The organism is Amycolatopsis sp. WAC 04182 (genome assembly GCF_003947465.1).
In the GTDB taxonomy this organism is placed as follows: domain Bacteria; phylum Actinomycetota; class Actinomycetes; order Mycobacteriales; family Pseudonocardiaceae; genus Amycolatopsis.
Map to the genome: position 1 here is coordinate 534,390 of NZ_QHJJ01000003.1, position 18,222 is coordinate 552,611.

General features: G+C 69.7%; 14 protein-coding genes. 9 read left to right on the plus strand and 5 right to left on the minus strand.

Features of this window, described 5'->3' with window-relative positions; all coding sequences use genetic code 11:
* Positions 1–82: 82 nt before the first annotated feature.
* Both DMH01_RS16210 and DMH01_RS16215 read right to left on the minus strand, forming a co-directional pair.
* Complete coding sequence (locus DMH01_RS16210; protein WP_158633235.1) at positions 83–1,054, minus strand: helix-turn-helix domain-containing protein; 972 nt, start codon at positions 1,052–1,054, stop codon at positions 83–85.
* Positions 1,055–1,357: 303 nt separating this feature from the next.
* On the minus strand, positions 1,358–1,729 hold the full coding sequence (locus DMH01_RS16215) for a hypothetical protein (RefSeq protein ID WP_125677587.1): 372 nt from the start codon (positions 1,727–1,729) through the stop codon (positions 1,358–1,360).
* A gap of 99 nt (positions 1,730–1,828) precedes the next feature.
* Here DMH01_RS16215 and DMH01_RS16220 point away from each other — a divergent pair, with 99 nt between their 5' ends.
* Positions 1,829–2,773 carry an RNA-binding protein gene (locus DMH01_RS16220; protein ID WP_125677589.1) on the plus strand — a complete coding sequence of 315 codons (945 nt, stop codon included), beginning with the start codon at positions 1,829–1,831 and terminating at the stop codon, positions 2,771–2,773.
* A 138-nt stretch (positions 2,774–2,911) separates the two neighbouring features.
* Positions 2,912–3,670, plus strand: a complete 759-nt coding sequence (locus tag DMH01_RS16225) for a hypothetical protein (protein WP_125677591.1) — start codon at positions 2,912–2,914, stop codon at positions 3,668–3,670.
* A gap of 34 nt (positions 3,671–3,704) precedes the next feature.
* Here DMH01_RS16225 and DMH01_RS16230 read toward each other — a convergent pair whose 3' ends face one another.
* Positions 3,705–4,703 carry a hypothetical protein gene (locus tag DMH01_RS16230; protein WP_125677593.1) on the minus strand — a complete coding sequence of 333 codons (999 nt, stop codon included), beginning with the start codon at positions 4,701–4,703 and terminating at the stop codon, positions 3,705–3,707.
* Between the two features lie 193 nt (positions 4,704–4,896).
* On the opposite strand from DMH01_RS16230, the gene DMH01_RS16235 reads away from it, so the two are divergent.
* From DMH01_RS16235 to DMH01_RS16265, 7 genes are all read left to right on the plus strand, one after another.
* The gene (locus DMH01_RS16235) at positions 4,897–5,898 is read left to right on the plus strand and encodes a LacI family DNA-binding transcriptional regulator (RefSeq protein ID WP_125677595.1); all 1,002 of its coding nucleotides are present in this window, start codon (positions 4,897–4,899) and stop codon (positions 5,896–5,898) included.
* Between the two features lie 8 nt (positions 5,899–5,906).
* Positions 5,907–7,529, plus strand: a complete 1,623-nt coding sequence (locus DMH01_RS16240; RefSeq protein WP_125677597.1) for an FAD-dependent oxidoreductase — start codon at positions 5,907–5,909, stop codon at positions 7,527–7,529.
* Positions 7,530–7,552: 23 nt separating this feature from the next.
* Positions 7,553–9,700, plus strand: a complete 2,148-nt coding sequence (locus DMH01_RS16245; RefSeq protein ID WP_125677599.1) for a hydantoinase/oxoprolinase family protein — start codon at positions 7,553–7,555, stop codon at positions 9,698–9,700.
* The gene (locus DMH01_RS16250) at positions 9,697–10,209 is read left to right on the plus strand and encodes a hypothetical protein (RefSeq protein ID WP_125677601.1); all 513 of its coding nucleotides are present in this window, start codon (positions 9,697–9,699) and stop codon (positions 10,207–10,209) included. Before DMH01_RS16245 ends, DMH01_RS16250 begins: the two co-directional genes overlap by 4 nt.
* 2 nt (positions 10,210–10,211) lie before the next feature.
* Entirely contained in the window at positions 10,212–11,483 is a 1,272-nt protein-coding gene (locus tag DMH01_RS16255; protein ID WP_125677603.1) for a transporter, read from the plus strand.
* Positions 11,480–12,208, plus strand: coding sequence for an alpha/beta fold hydrolase (locus tag DMH01_RS16260; protein WP_125677605.1), 729 nt, complete (start codon positions 11,480–11,482; stop codon positions 12,206–12,208). The genes DMH01_RS16255 and DMH01_RS16260 overlap by 4 nt, the downstream gene beginning before the upstream one ends.
* 71 nt (positions 12,209–12,279) lie before the next feature.
* Positions 12,280–13,314: a helix-turn-helix domain-containing protein gene (locus tag DMH01_RS16265; protein WP_125677607.1), complete on the plus strand. Its 1,035-nt coding sequence runs from the start codon at positions 12,280–12,282 to the stop codon at positions 13,312–13,314.
* On the opposite strand, the gene DMH01_RS16270 is transcribed toward DMH01_RS16265, so the two are convergent.
* Positions 13,277–17,239, minus strand: a complete 3,963-nt coding sequence (locus DMH01_RS16270; RefSeq protein WP_233621549.1) for a S8 family peptidase — start codon at positions 17,237–17,239, stop codon at positions 13,277–13,279. The two genes, DMH01_RS16265 and DMH01_RS16270, sit on opposite strands and share 38 nt — an antisense overlap.
* A gap of 297 nt (positions 17,240–17,536) precedes the next feature.
* Complete coding sequence (locus DMH01_RS16275; RefSeq protein ID WP_125677611.1) at positions 17,537–18,166, minus strand: lamin tail domain-containing protein; 630 nt, start codon at positions 18,164–18,166, stop codon at positions 17,537–17,539.
* Between the last annotated feature and the right edge of the window lie 56 nt (positions 18,167–18,222).

Consider the following 18,222-nt stretch of genomic DNA (forward strand, 5'->3'; position numbering starts at 1 on the left):
GCCCCCGCCCCCGGGAGCCGACTCCGGGCGGAGATCCGCCGCCCGGAGTCAGGTTTACGCCGCGGTGCAAGGACTTCCGGGATCAGCGATCGTCGCGCCGCAACGTCCGGTAGGGCGGGCAGCCGTAGGTGGTGCGGTAGTGGTGGGCGAAGCGGCCTGGGTGGAAGAAGCCCCAGCGAGCGGCGATCTCGGTGACCGTGACACCGGTGGTCGGGTCGGTGGCCAGTAGTTCCTGATGGGCGTGGTGAAGGCGGGCTCGGCGAAGGTATTCCATCGGGGTGATGCCGCAGTGGCGGCGGAAGGCGTATTGCAGGGCCCGGATGGACACGTGGGCTGCGGCGGCGATGTCGGTGACACTGATGTCGTGGTGGGCATGGTCGTCGATGAACGCCATCGCCCGGCGCAGGGTGGCCGGATGCGAGTCGTGGCGGTCCTCGATGGTGGGGTCGACCAGTGCGCTGTTCGGAAAGGTACGCAACACCATCGCGGCCAGCATCCGCCCTGCCGTACCGGCCACGAGCGGTTCGGCCATGACGTGGGGCCGGTCGCGCAGGGAGGTTTCGAGGTAGTCGATGGTCGCGGCCAACTGCCGGGCGGCGACGCGGGAGCCGGGACGGAGGTCGGTGAATCGCAGCGGGGCGGGGCGGCGGGTTTCGGCGGTGGCGGCGACCTGGCCCAGTACCGGGAAGGGGACGGAGATGCCCTGCAGGCCACCGCTGGGCGTCCGCAGCCAGTACGGAGCGCCGCCCTCGGCCATGGAGAGAAGGAACACCTCGCCAGGACCGAACCGGTGCTCGGCGCCCTCGGACCGGTAGTCGAACGTCGCGGTGTGGTGGCGGCCGATCGTCAGCGTCGGCAAGGACTCCACGGTGTAGGTCATGTCGACGGTCTGCACGGCATCGATGGCGAAGGTGGGGGTTGCCAGCCGGGTGTGGCGAAGCAAAAGACCGTCCTTGGGGCTGCCCAACTTGATGCTGCTGCCGTAGACACCACTGATGTACTCGCCCCAACGGTCGTGCTCGCGTGTCTCGAACAGGACGGGTACGGCAGTCATCGTCATGCTCCTGGGCACTAAGGGACGTGGCGACGTGGGGTCGGCCGCCGCCACCAGTACGGCGAGCAGCTTCCTCCTGCCGGCAGGGCGACGCAGCAGCCGACAGGCACGGCCACACAGTCGGAGCAGCGAATCCCGGCCGGCTCACTCGGACGGTCGTATGGGTTCAGCGGAGCAACGGATCGGCCGGGGTGGGCTGGGCTGGCGTCTTCCGGCGTCATCAGGACGGGCTTGCTCAGCGGCACGAGCGGGTGGACGGTCCACGCCACAGAGCCAATGACGGCGACCGCGAGCGGCCACTGCTCAGAAGGTGTAGTCGGCGGACCTCTCAGTCCTCGGCCTGTGACCGAACTTCGACTCATACGCCTTGATGAGGGCGCGGTCGGTGACCTTCTCGCCCGCCGTAAGCCGTGCCAGGTGTGGCACCAGCCATCGGGCCTCGCAGGCGTCGAACTCCTCGGCGTATGTCTCGTCCAACTTGCCGTCGAAGATCACCTGCGTGACGGAGCGCTGCCCGCCGACGTTGACGATGTGCGGCCCCATCGAGAAGTTGAGCAGTGTCGTCTTGCCGCGCGGGTGGACGCTGATCGTCACCGGGTGCGGCCAGCCAGTGGCGCCTTCGGGTGAGTGACCGAGCACCAGGAACTCCAGTTGTCCGCGTATGTTGTCAGCCATGGGGCCTCTCTCGTTGTCGCGGTCACGTCCAGCCGCGCGGACATCCTAAGCAGTGACCGAATCGATCATCCGCGCTTTCGAAGGACGGCCCAGCCGATCATGAGCACGTCGTACGTCCACCGGATCACCAAGTACGACCCGGCCGATCGCGACGAGTGGGGCACGTACCGCGGATCCGAGCACGTGTCGAGCGACCACGGACCAGTGGAGGCCGCCTATCTCGCCGCCGTGACGGCCTTCGCCGAAGACACCGGTGTGACCCATCTGGATATCCGCGACCCCGAAGTCACCGGATTCGTCCACTTCGGAGTAGAGCCGCCCATCGACGGCCACGGACTGCACGGACTGTTCCCCGCCGACCTCACCGGCTACCACGACGGCGCACAGATCACCCTAAACGTCGGACGTGAACTGGTGCGCGCGATGCTGCGAGAGAACGGCGCGTGGTGCCGGCTCGAGGTCGAAGACCGGTTCTTCGTCCACGTCGGCTACGACCAGTACATGTTCATCGGAAGCGACCAACCGTGCGGACATGCGATCGCGCTGACGACAGCGAGCGGTTTGTTCGTCGAACCGCTGGACGGCTCGCCCTACGAGCCGGACGACGAGGAACCGTACGAATCGCGCCCGGCGGACGCGGCGTTCTGGGCCGAGGTGGCGACACTCGTGGCACAGCGCGGCAGTGTCCTGTTGGAAGAACAGGTCGTCGGCAACCACTCCCGTTGGCATCGGCTCACCACCGACGGCGTGCCCGAACTCGGTCCGCGCGCCCTGCTGAACGTGTGGCCGGACCTGTCCACCGACATTCCGGCAGTGCTGCGTACGATGTCGCCGGACTTCACCGGCTGGGCCGTGCTGGAACACGCGGACGGCCGCATCCACGGCTTCTACGCCGACAGTGATGACCGAGCGGGTCTGGCCGAAGCATTCGCCGGCGCCCGCGCGGCCATCCTCTTACCGCTCACCACCGCCGACCGCAACCCCCTGCTCGTGGCCGTGAGACCCGACGACGACGGAGTGGTCCGCGCCCGCTGGCCCAGCTGAACCCGGCAGACGAACCGAGGACGCGTCCGCCTGTGCTCGCAACGATCAGGCCATGGCACCCCCTGTGCCCGCGATGATCGACTACCACGGTTCAGTGGTCCCGGTAGGCTCCGGTCGGCAACGTTGAGGGGGGCTTCGATGTCGAGATTTGTCAGATCCGTGCTGTGGACTTTCGGGACGCTCGCCGTGGGCGGGCTCGCGTTCTGGCTGGTATTGGCCCTGAACATCCCCTATCAAAGTACCGCTACGCCGAAGACCAGCTCGGCCACCATGTCAAGGACCACGCCGAACCCGCCGCTCGTGTCGGCTCCTCCGGCAGAGATGGCCGCGTGGATCATCGACATTCGTCCGGGCCCGGACGACCACAGTGCGGTACTGCGCGTCGACCTGCCTGCCTGTGCCGTCGCACCGCATACCCGGATCACCGAAGCCGCCGACAGGATCAACGCCGGCGTCTTGTTCCAGCCCGGGAACGGCCCAGACTGCAAGCAGGTCCCGACCGACTTCCCGATGAAGACAGCGGCACCGATCGGGAAGCGGCCGGTGCTCGTCAACGCCGGGGACGCCTGGGGGCTGACGTCCACCGGCTGGAAGAAATGCGACGAGATCCTCGGTTGCGAACCGCCCGCCGACCACTGCGACCAAGCATGGGTGGCGCAGGTGGAGTTCGGCGCGGAGGTCGAGCACCCGGGCACGACACGGGCGTGCGACCAGAACTGGCTGATCCACGACCTGCAGAGGCACAGCGGCCAGGCCGCGACCCGTGTCGTCTACCGCTGGGCCGGCAACGGCTGGAGGAGCTTCGCCTCCGCGAAGGGCAGCGGCTGCAGCGAAATCCTGGCCGTCGAGCCGGCACTCCCCACCCATCTCTGTCAGGATCTCACCCCTCCTTCGTGAGGGTGTTCGCGCCGCTGCTCTGTCGGCGGTGAAGTCAGATCGCGCGGGCGATCGCGATCGAGCCGTCCAGGCGTGCCCCGGCCTCGTAGAACATGTACTCCTTGCCGTTCATGGTCCCGAACGACGGTGCCGCGCAACGCCCGTTGTCCGGTGCGCCCGGCATCGGGGCGTGGAAGACGCCGAGGTGTTTGCGCTTGCCGAAGTCGTTGCCGACCTCGGTGATGAGCATGTTGCCGCCGGCTTCGATGTTCTCGTGGTAGATCACGTACGTCGACGTGCCGCGCTGGGCGATGGTCGGGGCGCCGATGTTGCTCGCGCTGACCTCTTCGGGGCGGATCAGCGGGGTCTGCGAGAACGTCCAGTTACGCCCGTCGGCGGACCAGCCCCAGCCGATCGAGCGATGGTTGCTCCTGTCGTTGAGCATGAAGACCATCACGTACTTCGCGCCGCGTGACGGCAGGCTGTGCCGGAACACCCGCGCGTAGGAGGTCTCCGTCGTCCCGGCGGGCAGCATCGAGGTGGAGAGCACGACCTTGTCGTAGGTGAAGTGGATGCCGTCCTTGGACCGGGCGAGCCGGGTCGTGGTGTTCTCGCCGTGGAAGTACAGCCACAGTTCTCGTGCGTCCTCGTTCCACAGCACGTGCGACGACGAGACGTGCGAGACGTCGTAATGCGGTTTCCAGGTCCTGGTGACGATCGGGTTGTTCGCGTATTCGGTGAAGGGACCTTCGAGACTGTCGGCGTAGGAGAGACAGATGCCGCCGGGAGCGTCGTGGGGCGCGTAGTACAGGTAGTAGCGGCCCAGCGGGTTCGCGATCCGGCCCGCGACACCGCGGATGCACGGGAAGATCAGTTCGCCGGTCGGGTTGTACTCGAGTTTGCTCTTGTCGAACGCGGTGCGCAGGTAGCGGTACTCCGGGAATCCGGCCGGTGCGGCGGCCGCGGACCCGGCACCCAGGACGGGCATCGCGGCCAGGCCGAGGCCTACTCCGGCGGCTCCGCGCAGAGCCGCGCGTCGGGACAGCTCGGTCATGCGGACACTCCCTTTCGTCGGCGTTGACGTGCTCGTCCAACCATTCGGACGGCACCTGTGCACCGTCAAGGAGCTAATACGTATTAGTCCTGCTCAGCGGCGGTACCGGACAGGATCCGCCGGTTTCCTTGATTTCGCGGAATCCCGCACAGATGCTCGGCTAAACCGCATTAGCCCACATCGAGGAGCCGGTATGGCAGCAGGACGCCGTCCGCCGCGGCAGGCGGACATCGCCCGCATCGCCGGGGTGTCGCAGGCGACCGTCTCCGTGGTGCTCGGCGGCAACCGCTCCGTGCGGATGGCCGAGTCGACCCGGCAGCGGGTGATGGAAGTGGCGCAGGATCTCGGCTACGTGCCGCATCCGGTCGCGACCAGGCTCGCGCGCTCGCGGTCGAATCTGCTCGGTCTCTACACCTTCCGCAGCGCCTTCCCGACCGACGAGGCGGACACCTACCACCCGATCCTGTCCGGTGTGGAGGAAGAGGCGGCCAAACTGGGCCAGGACCTCATCCTGTTCACCGGCACCAGCGGACCGGGCGCCCGGCAGGAGGCCGCGATCCGTCGCACCCGGCTGGCCGACGGCTGCCTGTTCTTCGGCAGGCACGTCCCGGAAGGTCCGGTGTCCCGGCTCGTCGACGACGGCTTCCCGTTGGTCTACATCGGACGGCGCCCGGAGCTCGGCGGCCGGATCCCTTACGTGGGCGCCGATTACGTGACCGCGTCGGCGCTGGTGCTGCGGCGCCTGCTCGATCTCGGTCACCGCGAAATCCGGTATGTGCGCGAGGCGGACGAGGCGCCGTCCTCGGAAGACCGGCAGCGCGGAGTGCTTCGGGCGGCCCCGCGGACCGGCGTGGTCCGGTTGCAGGGCACGGAGATCACCGCGACGACCGTGCGCGGCTGGATCGCCGACGGGGTCACCGCCGTGGTGGTGGAGGGGACCGACACCGGTACGGCGTACCGCGCGGTGCGGCGTGCCGTCGAGACCGCCGGACTGTCCACTCCGGACGATCTCTCGCTGGCGGTACTCGGCGGCCCGCCGGGGGTGAGCGGTTTCGAGGTCCCCATGCGGGAGATGGGCAGACGCGCGGTGCGGCTGCTGGTCGACCTCGTGACCGAAAAGACGACCGCACCGCAGCAGCTGCTGCGATGCCCACCGGTGGACGGCGCGCAGGTCGGCCCACCACGATCCCGATAGGACGGACCATGGACGAAATCGGCACCGAGATCCTCGTCGCGGGCGGTGGGGTGGGTGGCTTCGCCGCCGCGCTCGCGGCCGCTTCGGCGGGGCATCGCGTCGTGCTGACCGAGGAAACCGACTGGCTCGGCGGTCAGTTCACCGCACAGGCGGTTCCTCCGGACGAGAACCCGTGGATCGAGCGCTTCGGTGGCACGGCGACGTATCGCGCCTTCCGTGAGGGCGTGCGTGACTATTACCGGCGGAACTACCCGCTGCGTGCCGAAGCGGCGGCGTTGACCGACCTCAACCCGGGCGCGGGCCGGGTCAGCAAGCTGTGTCACGAGCCGCGGGTGGCGCTCGCCGTGCTGGAGGCGATGCTGGCGCCGCATCGGGCCGCCGGACGGCTCACCGTGCTGCTTCGTCATCGGCCGGTCGCGGCGGACGTGAGCGGTGACCGGGTCGACGCCGTCACCTTCGAAGGACCCGGCGAGGAGCGCACCACGGTGCGTGCGCAGTACGTGCTCGACGCGACCGAGAACGGCGATCTCCTCCCGTTGACCGGCACCGAGTTCGCGATCGGCGCCGAAGCCCAGTCCGACCACGGCGAAACGCACGCCCCGGAGCAGGCGAATCCCGGCAACCTCCAAGGGATCACCTACTGCTTCGCCCTGTCGCATCACGCGGGTGAGGACCACACCATCGACCGGCCGGAGATGTACGGCTTCTGGCGCGAGTATCAGCCGGACTTCTGGCCCGGGCCGCTGCTCGGTTTCCTCGCCCCGGATCCGCGTTCGCTCGCGCCGGTCGGCCGCACCTTCGAACCGAACCCGGACACCGATCCGCTCGCGGTGAGCGCGGACCAGAGCGCCGACGCCGGTGACAAAGAACTATGGGGCTTCCGCCGGATCCTCGCGCGCAAGCTGCACCGGCCGGGCGCCTTCGACTCCGACATGACGCTGGTGAACTGGCCCCTCAACGACTACTGGCTGCGGCCCGCGGTGGAGATCGACGGCGTGAGCACCGCCGAGGACGTCGCGCTGGCCCATCACGAGGCCAAGCAGCTCTCGTTGTCGGTGCTGTACTGGTTGCAGACGGAGGCACCGCGGCTCGACGGCGGCACCGGCTTCCCCGGACTCAAGCTGCGCCGGGACGTCGTCGACACGGACGACGGGCTGGCGAAATCCGCCTATGTGCGGGAAGCACGGCGGATCCGGGCCGTCACGACGATCGTCGAGCAGGACGTTTCGCTCGACATACTCGGGCCGACCGGCCGCAAGCGCCGCGAAGACTCCGTCGGCGTCGGCAGCTACCGGATCGATCTGCATCCCTCGACGGCGGGCGACACCTACGTCGACGTCCCGAGCGTCCCGTTCGAGCTGCCCCTCGGCGCGCTGCTGCCCCGGCGGATGCGGAACCTGCTGCCCGCGAGCAAGAACATCGGCACGACCCACATCACCAACGGCTGTCACCGCCTGCACCCTGTGGAGTGGAACGTCGGCGAGGTCGCCGGTCACCTCGCCGGATTCGCGGTGCGCGGGGGCGGCGAGCCGCACGCCGTCCGTGAGGACCCGGCGCGGTTCGAGGAGTTCGCCCGGCTGCTGGACCGGGCCGGCGTCGAGCGGCGCTGGCCAGAGGTCCGCGGTTACTGACCCCATTCCCCAGGAGGTGGACAGTGAGGTCCAAGACATCCCAGCCCGCTCCGGTCCGCGTCGGCATCGACGTCGGCGGCACGTTCACCGACGCCGTCGCCGTCGACGCCCGCACGTTCGCCCTGCTCGGCCAGGTCAAGGTCCCGACCAGCCATGACCACGAAGACGGCGTCGCACACGGGATTCTCGAGGCACTGGAAAAGCTCCGCGCCGATATCGGCATCGGCGCGGAGGATGTCTCGTTCCTCGCGCACGGCACCACTCAGGCGACCAACGCGCTGCTGGAAGGCGACGTGGCGACGGTCGGGATCGCCGGGGTGGGCACCGGTTTCGACGCCTTCGCGACCCGGCGGCTCGCGGCCTTCGCGAAAATGGAGCTGGCACCGGGGCGGAAACTCCCGGTGCGGTTCGCGCCGGTGCGCGAGCTCGCCGACGCGGGCGACGCCGTCGAGGCACTGGTCCGCCAAGGGGCGGAAGTGATCGTCGCCGTCGAACCGTTCAGTGTGGACGATCCGGCGGGGGAGCGGGCGGTGGCGGCCGCCGCGCGGGAGCGGGACGTGCTCGCCACGGCCACACACGAGATCACCGGCCTGTACGGGCTCGCGAAACGCGCCCGCACCGCGGTGCTGAACGCGGGGATCATGCCGCGCATGGTGACGACCGCCGATCTGGTCGAGTCGAGTGTGCGACGGGCCGGCGTGACCGCGCCGTTGATGGTGGTGCGTGGCGACGGCGGGGTCATGTCGTTGCCGGAAATGCGCCGAAGGCCGCTGCTGACGGCGTTGTCCGGGCCCGCCGCGGGAGTCGCCGGCGCGTTGATGGGGGAGAAGCTCAGCGAAGGGCTGTTCCTCGAAACCGGCGGCACGTCGACCGACATCAGCGTGGTCCGTCGCGGACGGGTGCTCGTGCGGCATGCCCATCTCGGCGGGCACGAGACGTACCTGCCCGCCCTCGACGTGCGCACGATCGGCATCGGCGGCGGTTCCCTGATCCGGTTTTCCGGACGCGCCGTGACCGACGTCGGCCCACGCAGCGCGCATATCGCGGGCCTGCCGTACGCGTGTTTCGCACCCGCGTCGGCACTGGAGGGGGCGAAACTGGTCATCGTCTCCCCGCGGCCGGACGATCCGAGCGACTACGCCGCGCTGGAAACGGCCGACGGCAAGCGGTACGCGCTCACGCTGACGTGTGCCGCCAACGCGCTCGGCATCGTGCCCGCCGATTCCTACGCGCGTTCGGCGGCGGAGTCCGCGCGGCTGGCGTTGGCTCCGCTCGCCGCGGCGATGGGCGTTTCGGCCGAGGAAGCCGCGCGGACGGTGTTGCGCCAGGCGGTGAAGCCGGTGCGCGCGGTCGTCGACGAGCTGATCCGGGAGTACCGGCTGGATCGGCCGACCCTGGTCGGCGGGGGAGGCGGGGCGGCCGCGGTCACCCCGTTCCTCGGCGAGGATTCCGGGCACGAGTGGCGGATCGCCGCGCACGCCGAAGTGATCAGCCCGCTCGGTGCCGCGCTGGCACTGGTCAGGGAGTCGGTGGAGCGGATCGTGCCCAGCCCGTCCAACGCCGACGTCCTCGCCGTGCGGACCGAGGCCGAGGCCGCCGTCGTCGCGCAGGGCGCCGACCCGGCGGGTGTCGAGGTCGACGTCACGGTCGACCCGCAGCGCAACCTGGTGCGCGCGGTGGCCACCGGCGCGACCGAGCTGCGCACCAAGGATCGATCGTCCACAGTGGACGAGGAGGCGGTCGGTACCGCGGTCGCGCGCAGCATCGGTGTCGGACCCGATCGGTTGAGCCGTCTCGCGAGCACGGCACACCACCGTGTCTACGCCGCGTCGGCCCGGCGGCGAGGAGTGTTCGGCCGGTTCACGAAACCGGTCCAGCACGTGCGGGTCGTCGACGGTGAAGGCGTGATCCGGCTGCACGGTGCGGGAGCCGTCGTCGAGACCACCGACGCCGGTGCCGCCCAAGCCCGGCTGGCCACGCTCGCCGATCAGCACACCCGCTACGGCGACGGCGGTTCCCGTGCTCCGGCGGTGTGGCTGCTGGTGGGGCCCAAGATCGCGGACCTGTCCGGCGTGCTCGACCGCGACCAGCTGCTCGCGCTGGCCGGGGCCGAGCTGAAGACCCGGGCGAGTGACGAGCCGGTCGTCGTGATTCTCCAGGATCGCCGATGAGCGACGTCGATCTGGCGGTCCGCCTGCTTCGGGCGACGCCCACCCACGAGAACCGTTCCGACGGGCAACTGCGTACCTGGGCGGAGATCGCGCTGGCCTACGGCGACGAGTTGGCCGACGACGAGGACTCCGGCGAGATCCAGGTAGTGGAGCGCGAAGGCGGTGTCAGCGACGGTGAACTGCTGATCGCCGAGCATCAGCGCGGCTCCGTCATCGTGTACACCGACGCCTTGCGCCGGGTCGAAAAGCTGGCACGAGCGCGCGGATGGCCGATCACCCGGGAAGCACTGCGCCGGGCCGCGGTGGCCCACGAACTCGCGCACCACCGGCTCGACGTGCGCGAGCTGAACCGGCGGCTCGGGCATACCGCGTTCCGGCTCGGACCGCTGCGCGTGCGCGGCCACGTCGCCGGCGCGGAGGAGATCGCCGCGCACCGCTTCGCCCACCACCGCAGCGGCCTGGCCGTCAGCCCGCTGCTCATCACCACCGCGCTCGCGGGAGGGAACTGACCATGGGAATCGCGATTCTCGTCCTGATGGCGGTGGGCGTCGTGCTCATGCTCACCCGCGTGCTGCCCACGGCGTTCGCGCTGGTGCTGCTCGCGCTCGGCATCGCCGTACTCGCCGGAGCGCCCCTCACGGGCGCGAAGGACAGCATCCTGACCGGCGTGCTTCAGACCGGCTCGGCGACGCTGGCGTCCACGATGATCGCCGTCCTGCTCGGCTCCTGGCTCGGCACGCTCATGGACGAGACGGGGATCGCCGGCACCCTCGTGCGCAAGATCGTCGAGTTCGGCGGGGAACGGCCGTCGGTCGTCGCGCTCGGTGTGTTCGCCGTGTCGATCCTGTGCGGCAGCATCACCGGGTCGGCTCCGGCGGCCATGCTCGCCGGCGTCGTCGGCATCCCCGCGATGATCGCCGTGGGCGTCAGCCCGGTCGCCGCCGGCGGCACGGTGCTGATGGGCATTTCGGCGGGCTCACCGCTGGAACTGGCCGTGTGGCAGTTCCTGTCCGACGCGCTGGGCGCGCCGGTCTCCGACGTCAAGTCGATCATGATCAAGCTGTTCCCCCTCGCGCTCGTCGTGGGCATCGCCTACGTCCTCATCCAGACGCGGCGTGGCGCCCGGCACACGTGGGCGGTGAAGCTGGACCGGCCGAAGGCCCGCGTCCGCCGCGGCGACGCACCTTGGTACGCACTGCTTTCGCCGCTGTTGCCGATCGTCCTCGCCCTCGGGTTCGCGGTGCCGATCGTGCCGTCCCTGCTGGCCGGGGTGGTCTACGCGCTCGTGACGACGACGAAATGGGGCGAGCTCAGCGGACGTGGCCTGCGCTCGCTGTACAAGGCGTTCGACGTCGCGGCTCCGCCGATCGCGTTGTTCGTCGCGATCGGGATGCTGCTGGCCGCCGTGAAACTCCCCGGTGCGAAGGGCGCGCTGACGCCGATCGTGGCGGTGATCAGCCCGTCCGGGGCGGTGTGGTTCGTCGTGGTCTTCGCGGCGCTGGTCCCGCTGTGCCTGTTCCGCGGCCCGCTCAACGTGTTCGGGCTCGGTGCCGGTGTCGCGGGTGTGCTGGTCACCGGCGGCATCTACCCGCTTCCGGCCGTCGTCGGGCTGATGGCGTCCTACAACCAGGTGTTCAGCGTCTCCGACCCCACGAGCACCCAGACCGTGTGGGCGTCCCAGTACGCCGGAGTGCGCCCCGAACGGGCGATGGTCTCGACGCTGCCGTACACCTGGCTGGTCGGCTTGGGCGGCATGGTGCTCACGGCGGTGCTGTACCTGTGATCACGACGTCCGACGGGCTCCGGCTCGACAGCGTCCGGCACGACGGTGGCCGGGAGACGGTCGTGCTCGTCCATGGCATCACCGCGGATCTCGACGAGAACGGGCTCTTCACCGAGCTGGCGCCGAGACTCACCGCGGCGGGATTCTCGGTGCTGAGGTTCTCCTTCCGCGGGCACGGCCGCAGTGACGGGCGGCCGAGGGACATGACCGTCGCGGGCGAACTCCTGGACCTGCGCGCGGTGGTGGAGTCGGTGGGCGGGCCCGTTTCGGTGGTGGCGTCGAGCTTCGGTGCCGTGAGCACGGCACTGTCGCTCGCGTCGCTGCCTCTGCGGCGGGTCGTGCTCTGGCAGCCGGTGCTCGACCTGCGGCGGACCTTCCTGGAGCCGGAGCTGCCCAGGGGGATCGCGTTGTACTCGGATCGTGCGTCGTTGGCAGAGAAAGGATTTCTGGACATCGAGGGGCGGTTTCAGCTCGGGGAATCGCTGTTCGAGGAGTTCACTCACCTCGACCCGAGAGAGGCATTCCTGGCGTCGGGAATGCCCGCGCTCGTCGTCCATGGCTCAGGGGACGAGCACGTCTCTCACGACATCGCGCGGGAAACGGCCATCGAGCGGCCCGAGACGGATTGGCATTCTCTCGCCGACGCGGGACACGGATTCGGGGATTCGGCGGAAAAGGCGCTGGAGGTCACCGTGCGGTGGCTTTCGCGGGAGGAGGGCGGCTGAGCTCACGGTCCCTTTTGCCCGCCGAAGCCCGGCGGTATGGTCGGGCGAAAGCGACCGTGGCGGGAGCCGAAGTGCTGGACATCATCGGCCTGAGTGAAATCGACGTCGCGGTCTACGACGCCTTCGCCGGTACCGGTTCGATGACCGTCGCCGAAATCGGGCGGCGAACCGGGATGCCCGAGCCGCGGCTGCTCCCGGTTCTGCGCTCGCTGACCGAAAAAGGGTTGCTCACCGGGTTGCCCGGCCCGGTGGAGGCATACTCGGCGGTGCGACCGGAGATCGCGCTGGAGGCGATGCTCCGGCAGAAGGAACGGGAGCTCGCGAGTGCACGGCTGGTCGCCGACCGGTTGCGCGAGCGGTACCGGGCGACGTCCGGCGAACGCCCGGTCGACCTCATCGAAGTGGTCCACGGGAACACGCTCATCGCCGACCGGGCCGATCAGCTGCTGCGTTCGGCCGAGCACGAGGTCGCCTTCGTCAACAAGCCTCCCTACGCACAACCGCCGAGTGTGCTGCATCCCGCCGAACGCGACCTCCTGAGCCGGGGTGTGCGTTTTCGCGGGGTTTACGAGCGCAGCGCGCTGGAACTGCACGACCTGACCTCCGACATCGAGGCGGGTCTCTCCCTCGGCGAGGAGGCCCGCGTGGTCACCACCGCTCCGCTGAAGATGATCGTGGTCGACCGGCGACTCGGACTGGTGCCGCTGCGGTCCGATCTCCCCGAGGTCGGCACGGCCTTGGTGATCCACCCGTGCGCGCTGCTCGACGCGCTCAGCGCGGTCTTCGCTTTCCTTTGGCAGACAGGGCTTCCGCTGCACATGCCCGGCTCGGTCGAGCAGGCGGACGTCGCGCCCTCCGACGACGCCCGGCTGCTCGCCCTGCTCACCACCGGACTGCCCGACCGAAGCATCGCCAAGCAGCTCGGCATGAGCTACCGGACATTCCAGCGACGCCTCCGCGACCTCATGACCGCGCTCGGCGCGACCACCCGGTTCCAAGCCGGGCTTCAGGTCGCCACGCGGGGCTGGGTCACCTTGCCTGCGACCCAGCCGCCGCGTGAGGAGGATGTCATCGAAGACGAGGGTTCGCCTTCGCCACGTCCGTGAGCGCATAGGCCCGCTGGACCGTCTGCGTCACGGTGTTGCCGGAGCCGTCCCGTGCGTCCGAGCGCAGCCAGACGAACCCGTCGGTCGCCGCGAGCCGCGGGTGGGTCACCGTCACCGACCACAGGCCGTTCCCGTTCGGACGGGCGTTCGCCGCCGTCCAGGTGCGTCCGCCGTCCGTCGACGCCGAGACCCGCAGCTGCGTCACCGGCCCGCCGCCCCTCGCGGCGCTGTGCGACCCGGCGAACACGTCGAAGGTGAACGGCCGCCCGGCCGGGGCACGGCCGCCGAGATCCAGCGGCAGCCGGTTGTCGAGCTGGATGAGCGGCTGGAAGGAACACGCGCTGCCCGATTCGTAGCAGGTGAACCCGAGCGGTGACGCGGCCTCGGAGCGCGCCGAGGTGAACGTCCACGACGTGTCCGTCCTCGGGGCGTTCTGGAACAGCACGCCGTTCGGGACACCGACCTGTGCCTGGCCGGGCATCACGTCGGTCACGTCCAGCCGGTACGTGGCGGGCCCGGGCGCGAGCCGGAACACCGGGAGAAGGGCGAGTGGATCGTCCGCGTTGGAGCGCGGGATCTCGGTCCCGTCCTTGGACAACCGCACCGTGGTCGCCGCGAAGTACCGCGCGTTCTCGTACGGATTCGTGTAGTGCCCGCCCGAACCCGCACCGGCCGAGCCGTCCATCCACTGCGCCGCGGGGACGAACAGGTCGGGATCCGGGCCGCCTCGGCACATCGAGCACAGCACCGCCCAGCCACGGGCCGTCGCCGGGTAGCGGGCCGGATGGTCGGACGGCAGTTCGACCGACCCGCTGTGCAGCGGCGCGCGGAACCAGCTCTCGTCCGGCCTCGACCGCTCGCCCGCGCGGTAGATGTTCTGCGCGTTCATCGACAGTGCGGCGCGGCGGCCCGCGGCGTCGTTACCGGAAAGGGTGACCACCCGCTTCCAGACCAGCCGATCGTTCGCCGGGCCGGTGTACTCGGTCCAGGTGCCCGGCACCGGGATCTTCGTGCCCTGCACCACCTGCGTCTTCCACAGGCCCGTCGGGAAGGCGTACCAGTTCTTCTGCGCGCTCAGCCCCGGCTTTTCGGCGTGATAGCCGGTTTTCGTGGCGACCAAGGAGTTCCGGTCGACCCGGCGGACGAGGTCCTTCGGCACACCGTTGGCGTCGAGGTAGCTGAGGTTGTAAATCGCGTCCGGATTCGCGCGCACCAGCAACCGCACCGAAACCGCACCGGCGGTCCGCAGGGCCTCGCCTTCGTCCCAGCCGAGGGACAGGGTCGGCACCTCCGAACTGCTGAGGCCCGGAACGCTCAGCGAACCCGGCGAACCGGCGTAGGGGATCATGGCCGCGCCTCCCGCGGCGGCCACCGCGCGTGTCGCGTTCGCGATACCGGTGGAGACGTCGCCCACCGGGTTCGGCGACCCGGCTTGGACCGGGATCCGCACCAGGACGGCCTTCCCCCGTACGTCGAGACCGGCGAGGTCACTCGAGCCACCCGCGCCGCCGAAGACGACCGGCAGTGTTCGTTCACCGGGTGACTTCGCCGTCAGCGTCGGCACGTCGTACGCGGGATTCAGCACGGAGGAGCCGCCGACGACCCGCATCTCGACCGCGGCCTGGGACAGCGTCGCGCTGTCCTGCAACGAAATCGCGCCTGCCGAGGTGGCCGCCGCGGGGGTCACGCGTACGTCCCAACCCGCACCCACGACCAACCCGGCTTCACCGACGTAGCCGTTCACGCCCGCTTCGGCGGGAATCACGCGCCGCAGCATCACCGTCCGGTCCCGCAGGTCGGTGGGGGTGGGCGTGACCAGCCCTGCTGGGACCGCACTCGCCGCGTTCAGCGTGATCTCGGCCGGGGCCGTGACCGAGACCTGCGTCGCGCTCATCGCCGACCAGCGCCGCACGGCCAATCCACGTTCCATCACCCAGCCGAGTGCCGAATAACGGCCGGCCGGCACGAGCACGCGGCCGACCCCGTCGACGAGGCCGATCTGCTGGCTGACCTGGTCGAGGAAGGGGTCGTTGCGGTTACCCGCACCGGCCGCGTCGTCGATCAGCTGGGCCGACGCGACCTGAGCCGGGCCGCCCGCCGAATCCCGCACCCGGATCGTCACCGGGAACAACTCGGCCGCGTTGTAGGTGCTCACGGACGTGCGCACCGAGTTGGCCCCGTCCGCGGTCGTGGCCACCACGGCGCCACCGTAGACGCCGGCCACCCCTTGGCTCGGATCCACGGCGAGGTCGACGGTGGCAGAGGACCTTGGCGGGATCGACAGGTCCGTTTTCGCCAGTCGCATCCCGGTGCCGGGTTGCGCGTTGCCGTCCCATGGCCGCACGGTCAGCTTCAGGTTCAGTGCCAGCGGCCGGTCACCGGCGTTCGTGTAGGACAGCTGCCGTACGACCGGAGCCGCGCCGGTGGTGGTCCGCTCGTTACGGCCGAAGCTCGCGACGGCGGTTCCGGTCGCCTTCTGCGAGACCGCACGTGCGACGTCGAGGATCCCGGATCCCTGCTCATACCAGCGAAGGCCGACGTCTTTGGCCGTGGTGACGAGCGTGTTCTTCAGTTCCTGCCAGGTGATCCCCGGCCGTTGCTGCAGGAGGATCGCGGCGGCGCCCGCGACGTGCGGCGTCGCCATCGAAGTGCCCGACGCCGCGGTGTACGAGTCGTCCACCGGATCGCCCATCGCCGTGCCCTCGGCCCTGGCGGCGACGATCCCGACACCCGGCGCGGTGATCTCGGGCTTGACCGCGGCGTCCCGCAGTCGCGGCCCGCGGCTGCTGAACCACGCGATCGAGTTGTCCCTGCCGACCGCCCCGACCGTGAGCGCGGACGTCGCTGCCCCCGGTGTCGTGACAGTCCGGTCGCCCGGCCCGGAGTTCCCGGCCGCGGCCACGAACAGCGTGCCGGACTTCGCCGAAAGCGTGTCGAGCTGCTCGCTCAACGGGTCGGCTCCGTCGCTGACTCCGGCGCCGAGGCTGAGGTTCACGATTTTCGCGCCCTGTGCGACGGCCCAGTCGATCCCGGCCATGACCTGTGCGGTGTCACCCTCGCCGGAGGCGTCGAAAACCTTGGCCACCACCAGTTTCGCGTCCGGCGCCACACCTTTGTACCGGCCGCCCGACGCCGCGCCGGTGCCGGCGATGATCGACGCGCAGTGGGTGCCGTGCCCATGGCGGTCCACGGCGTCGCCTTCTCCGCTGAAATCCGCGGAGGTGATCGTCTTGCCCGCCAGGTCGGGGTGCTTCTCGTCAATCCCGGTGTCCACCACCGCGACCGTGGTCCCCTTTCCGGTCCATCCGCCGTTCCACGCCGACGGCGCACCCACCTGACCGGTGCTCTTGTCCAGCGCCACCCGGACCTTCCTGTCCAGCCGGACCTGCGAAATCCCTTGGTTCAACACGGGTTTCCCGCCTGCGTCGAACGCGACGAGCGAGCGCCAGAACTCCGCCGTCCCCGCCTTCTTGACCTGCACTCCCACCCCGTTGGCCGAGACGAGCGGGGTGGGTCGCTGGGTCTGCGGGAGCGCCTTCGCCTTCGCGTCCAGTGACTGCGCGGACAGACCCGATCGGTCGCCGTAGCGCACGATGACGGGGATCGTGGCGCTCGCCGCGTCGTCACGCCGGTCGCCGACGAGCGCGGTGACGTTGAACAGGTCCCGGCTCAGCAATCCCATGCCGACGAACGGAAGCGTGTCCGACGGATACACCATCAGCCCTTCGGCCGTGGTCGTGATCTGGAATGCCGGGCTCGGCCGGTCCGGCCGCACCGCCGGCTCGACCTGTGCGCTGCCGTGTCCGGCGCCGTCCCGTTCGTAGGTCACCACGTCGCCGGTGAGCAACGTGACGCGATGGACTTCCGGCCGCCCGGCGACGGGCGCGGTTCCGGACGGGGCAGCGGTCGCGGCGGTCGCGGTCACCGGAAGTGAGGAAAGGGCGATCAGCGCGGAGGCCGCCAAAATCGCCGATGGGTGCCGTGGACTTCTCTGCACGTGAGGGGAACGGGGAAGCATCGAGCCTCACTCTCCTCGGATACTACGAAGCGGCCGTGGGCACGGCCGCCGCGAAAAGGGATTTTCCAGAGGATGAGGCAGGAGTTCCCAGAAGAACACAACTCTCGGTGGCGGTATGTCGCCGTTGGCGAGATACCGCCATGGAAGGGCCCGGGCCGCCGACGGCGGCCCGGGCCCGGGCGGAAGGGGTCGGTACTACCAGGCTTACAGACCCGGGGAACGCAGCTGCAGGGAGAAGTCCTGCCGGTTGTTGTCGGTGTCGGTGCTCAGGATGTTGCGGGTGTTCGCCGCGTTGAGCGAATCGGTGACGTTGCTCTCCGGAGTCGCGGCCTGGCCTTCACGCGGGGCCATGACCGCGTTGCTGAAGGCGACACCGTCGACCTTCGCGCCGGCCAGGTTCTGGATCGAGACGCCACCGAGGGTCGGGATGCCCTCCGCGCCGTTCAGCGTGAACGGAATGACGTACGTCTGGTCGCCGACCGTGCCGGAGAAGTTCTGCCCGACCAGCACCGCGTACTGACCGGGGTTGCCCTTCGGCTGCAGGATCGTGCCCGCGGGTAGGACGATCGTGTCGACCACGACGTTCGACGGCGAGTAGATGCGGATCACGTGGCCGCTCACGTCCTGCGGCTGGTTCGAGACGTTGCGCAGCTCGATGTACTCGTCGAGCTGACCGTTCACGCCGCGGGTCGAAACCTCGTTGACGACCACCGTGGACGAGACGAGCGGCGCGGCCTCGGTTCCCTCGGTCTCGCTCGCCGCGGTCGCGACACCGCCGGCCATGCCCATCGCCAGCATCGCGAATACCGCGGAAGCGCCCAGAATTCGTCGCATGAGAAATTCCTTTCAACCAGATTGTCGGGGATCTGATCGCCGGTCCGGAATCCTTT

What these genes read in the sequence shown, in the direction of transcription:
- DMH01_RS16215 (WP_125677587.1), bottom strand. Translation starts at nt 1,729, where the DNA reads ATGGCTGACAACATACGCGGACAACTGGAGTTCCTGGTGCTCGGTCAC.
- DMH01_RS16235 (WP_125677595.1), top strand. Translation starts at nt 4,897, where the DNA reads ATGGCAGCAGGACGCCGTCCGCCGCGGCAGGCGGACATCGCCCGCATC.
- DMH01_RS16250 (WP_125677601.1), top strand. Translation starts at nt 9,697, where the DNA reads ATGAGCGACGTCGATCTGGCGGTCCGCCTGCTTCGGGCGACGCCCACC.
- DMH01_RS16220 (WP_125677589.1), top strand. Translation starts at nt 1,829, where the DNA reads ATGAGCACGTCGTACGTCCACCGGATCACCAAGTACGACCCGGCCGAT.
- DMH01_RS16275 (WP_125677611.1), bottom strand. Translation starts at nt 18,166, where the DNA reads ATGCGACGAATTCTGGGCGCTTCCGCGGTATTCGCGATGCTGGCGATG.
- DMH01_RS16210 (WP_158633235.1), bottom strand. Translation starts at nt 1,054, where the DNA reads ATGACTGCCGTACCCGTCCTGTTCGAGACACGCGAGCACGACCGTTGG.
- DMH01_RS16225 (WP_125677591.1), top strand. Translation starts at nt 2,912, where the DNA reads ATGTCGAGATTTGTCAGATCCGTGCTGTGGACTTTCGGGACGCTCGCC.
- DMH01_RS16240 (WP_125677597.1), top strand. Translation starts at nt 5,907, where the DNA reads ATGGACGAAATCGGCACCGAGATCCTCGTCGCGGGCGGTGGGGTGGGT.
- DMH01_RS16230 (WP_125677593.1), bottom strand. Translation starts at nt 4,703, where the DNA reads ATGACCGAGCTGTCCCGACGCGCGGCTCTGCGCGGAGCCGCCGGAGTA.
- DMH01_RS16255 (WP_125677603.1), top strand. Translation starts at nt 10,212, where the DNA reads ATGGGAATCGCGATTCTCGTCCTGATGGCGGTGGGCGTCGTGCTCATG.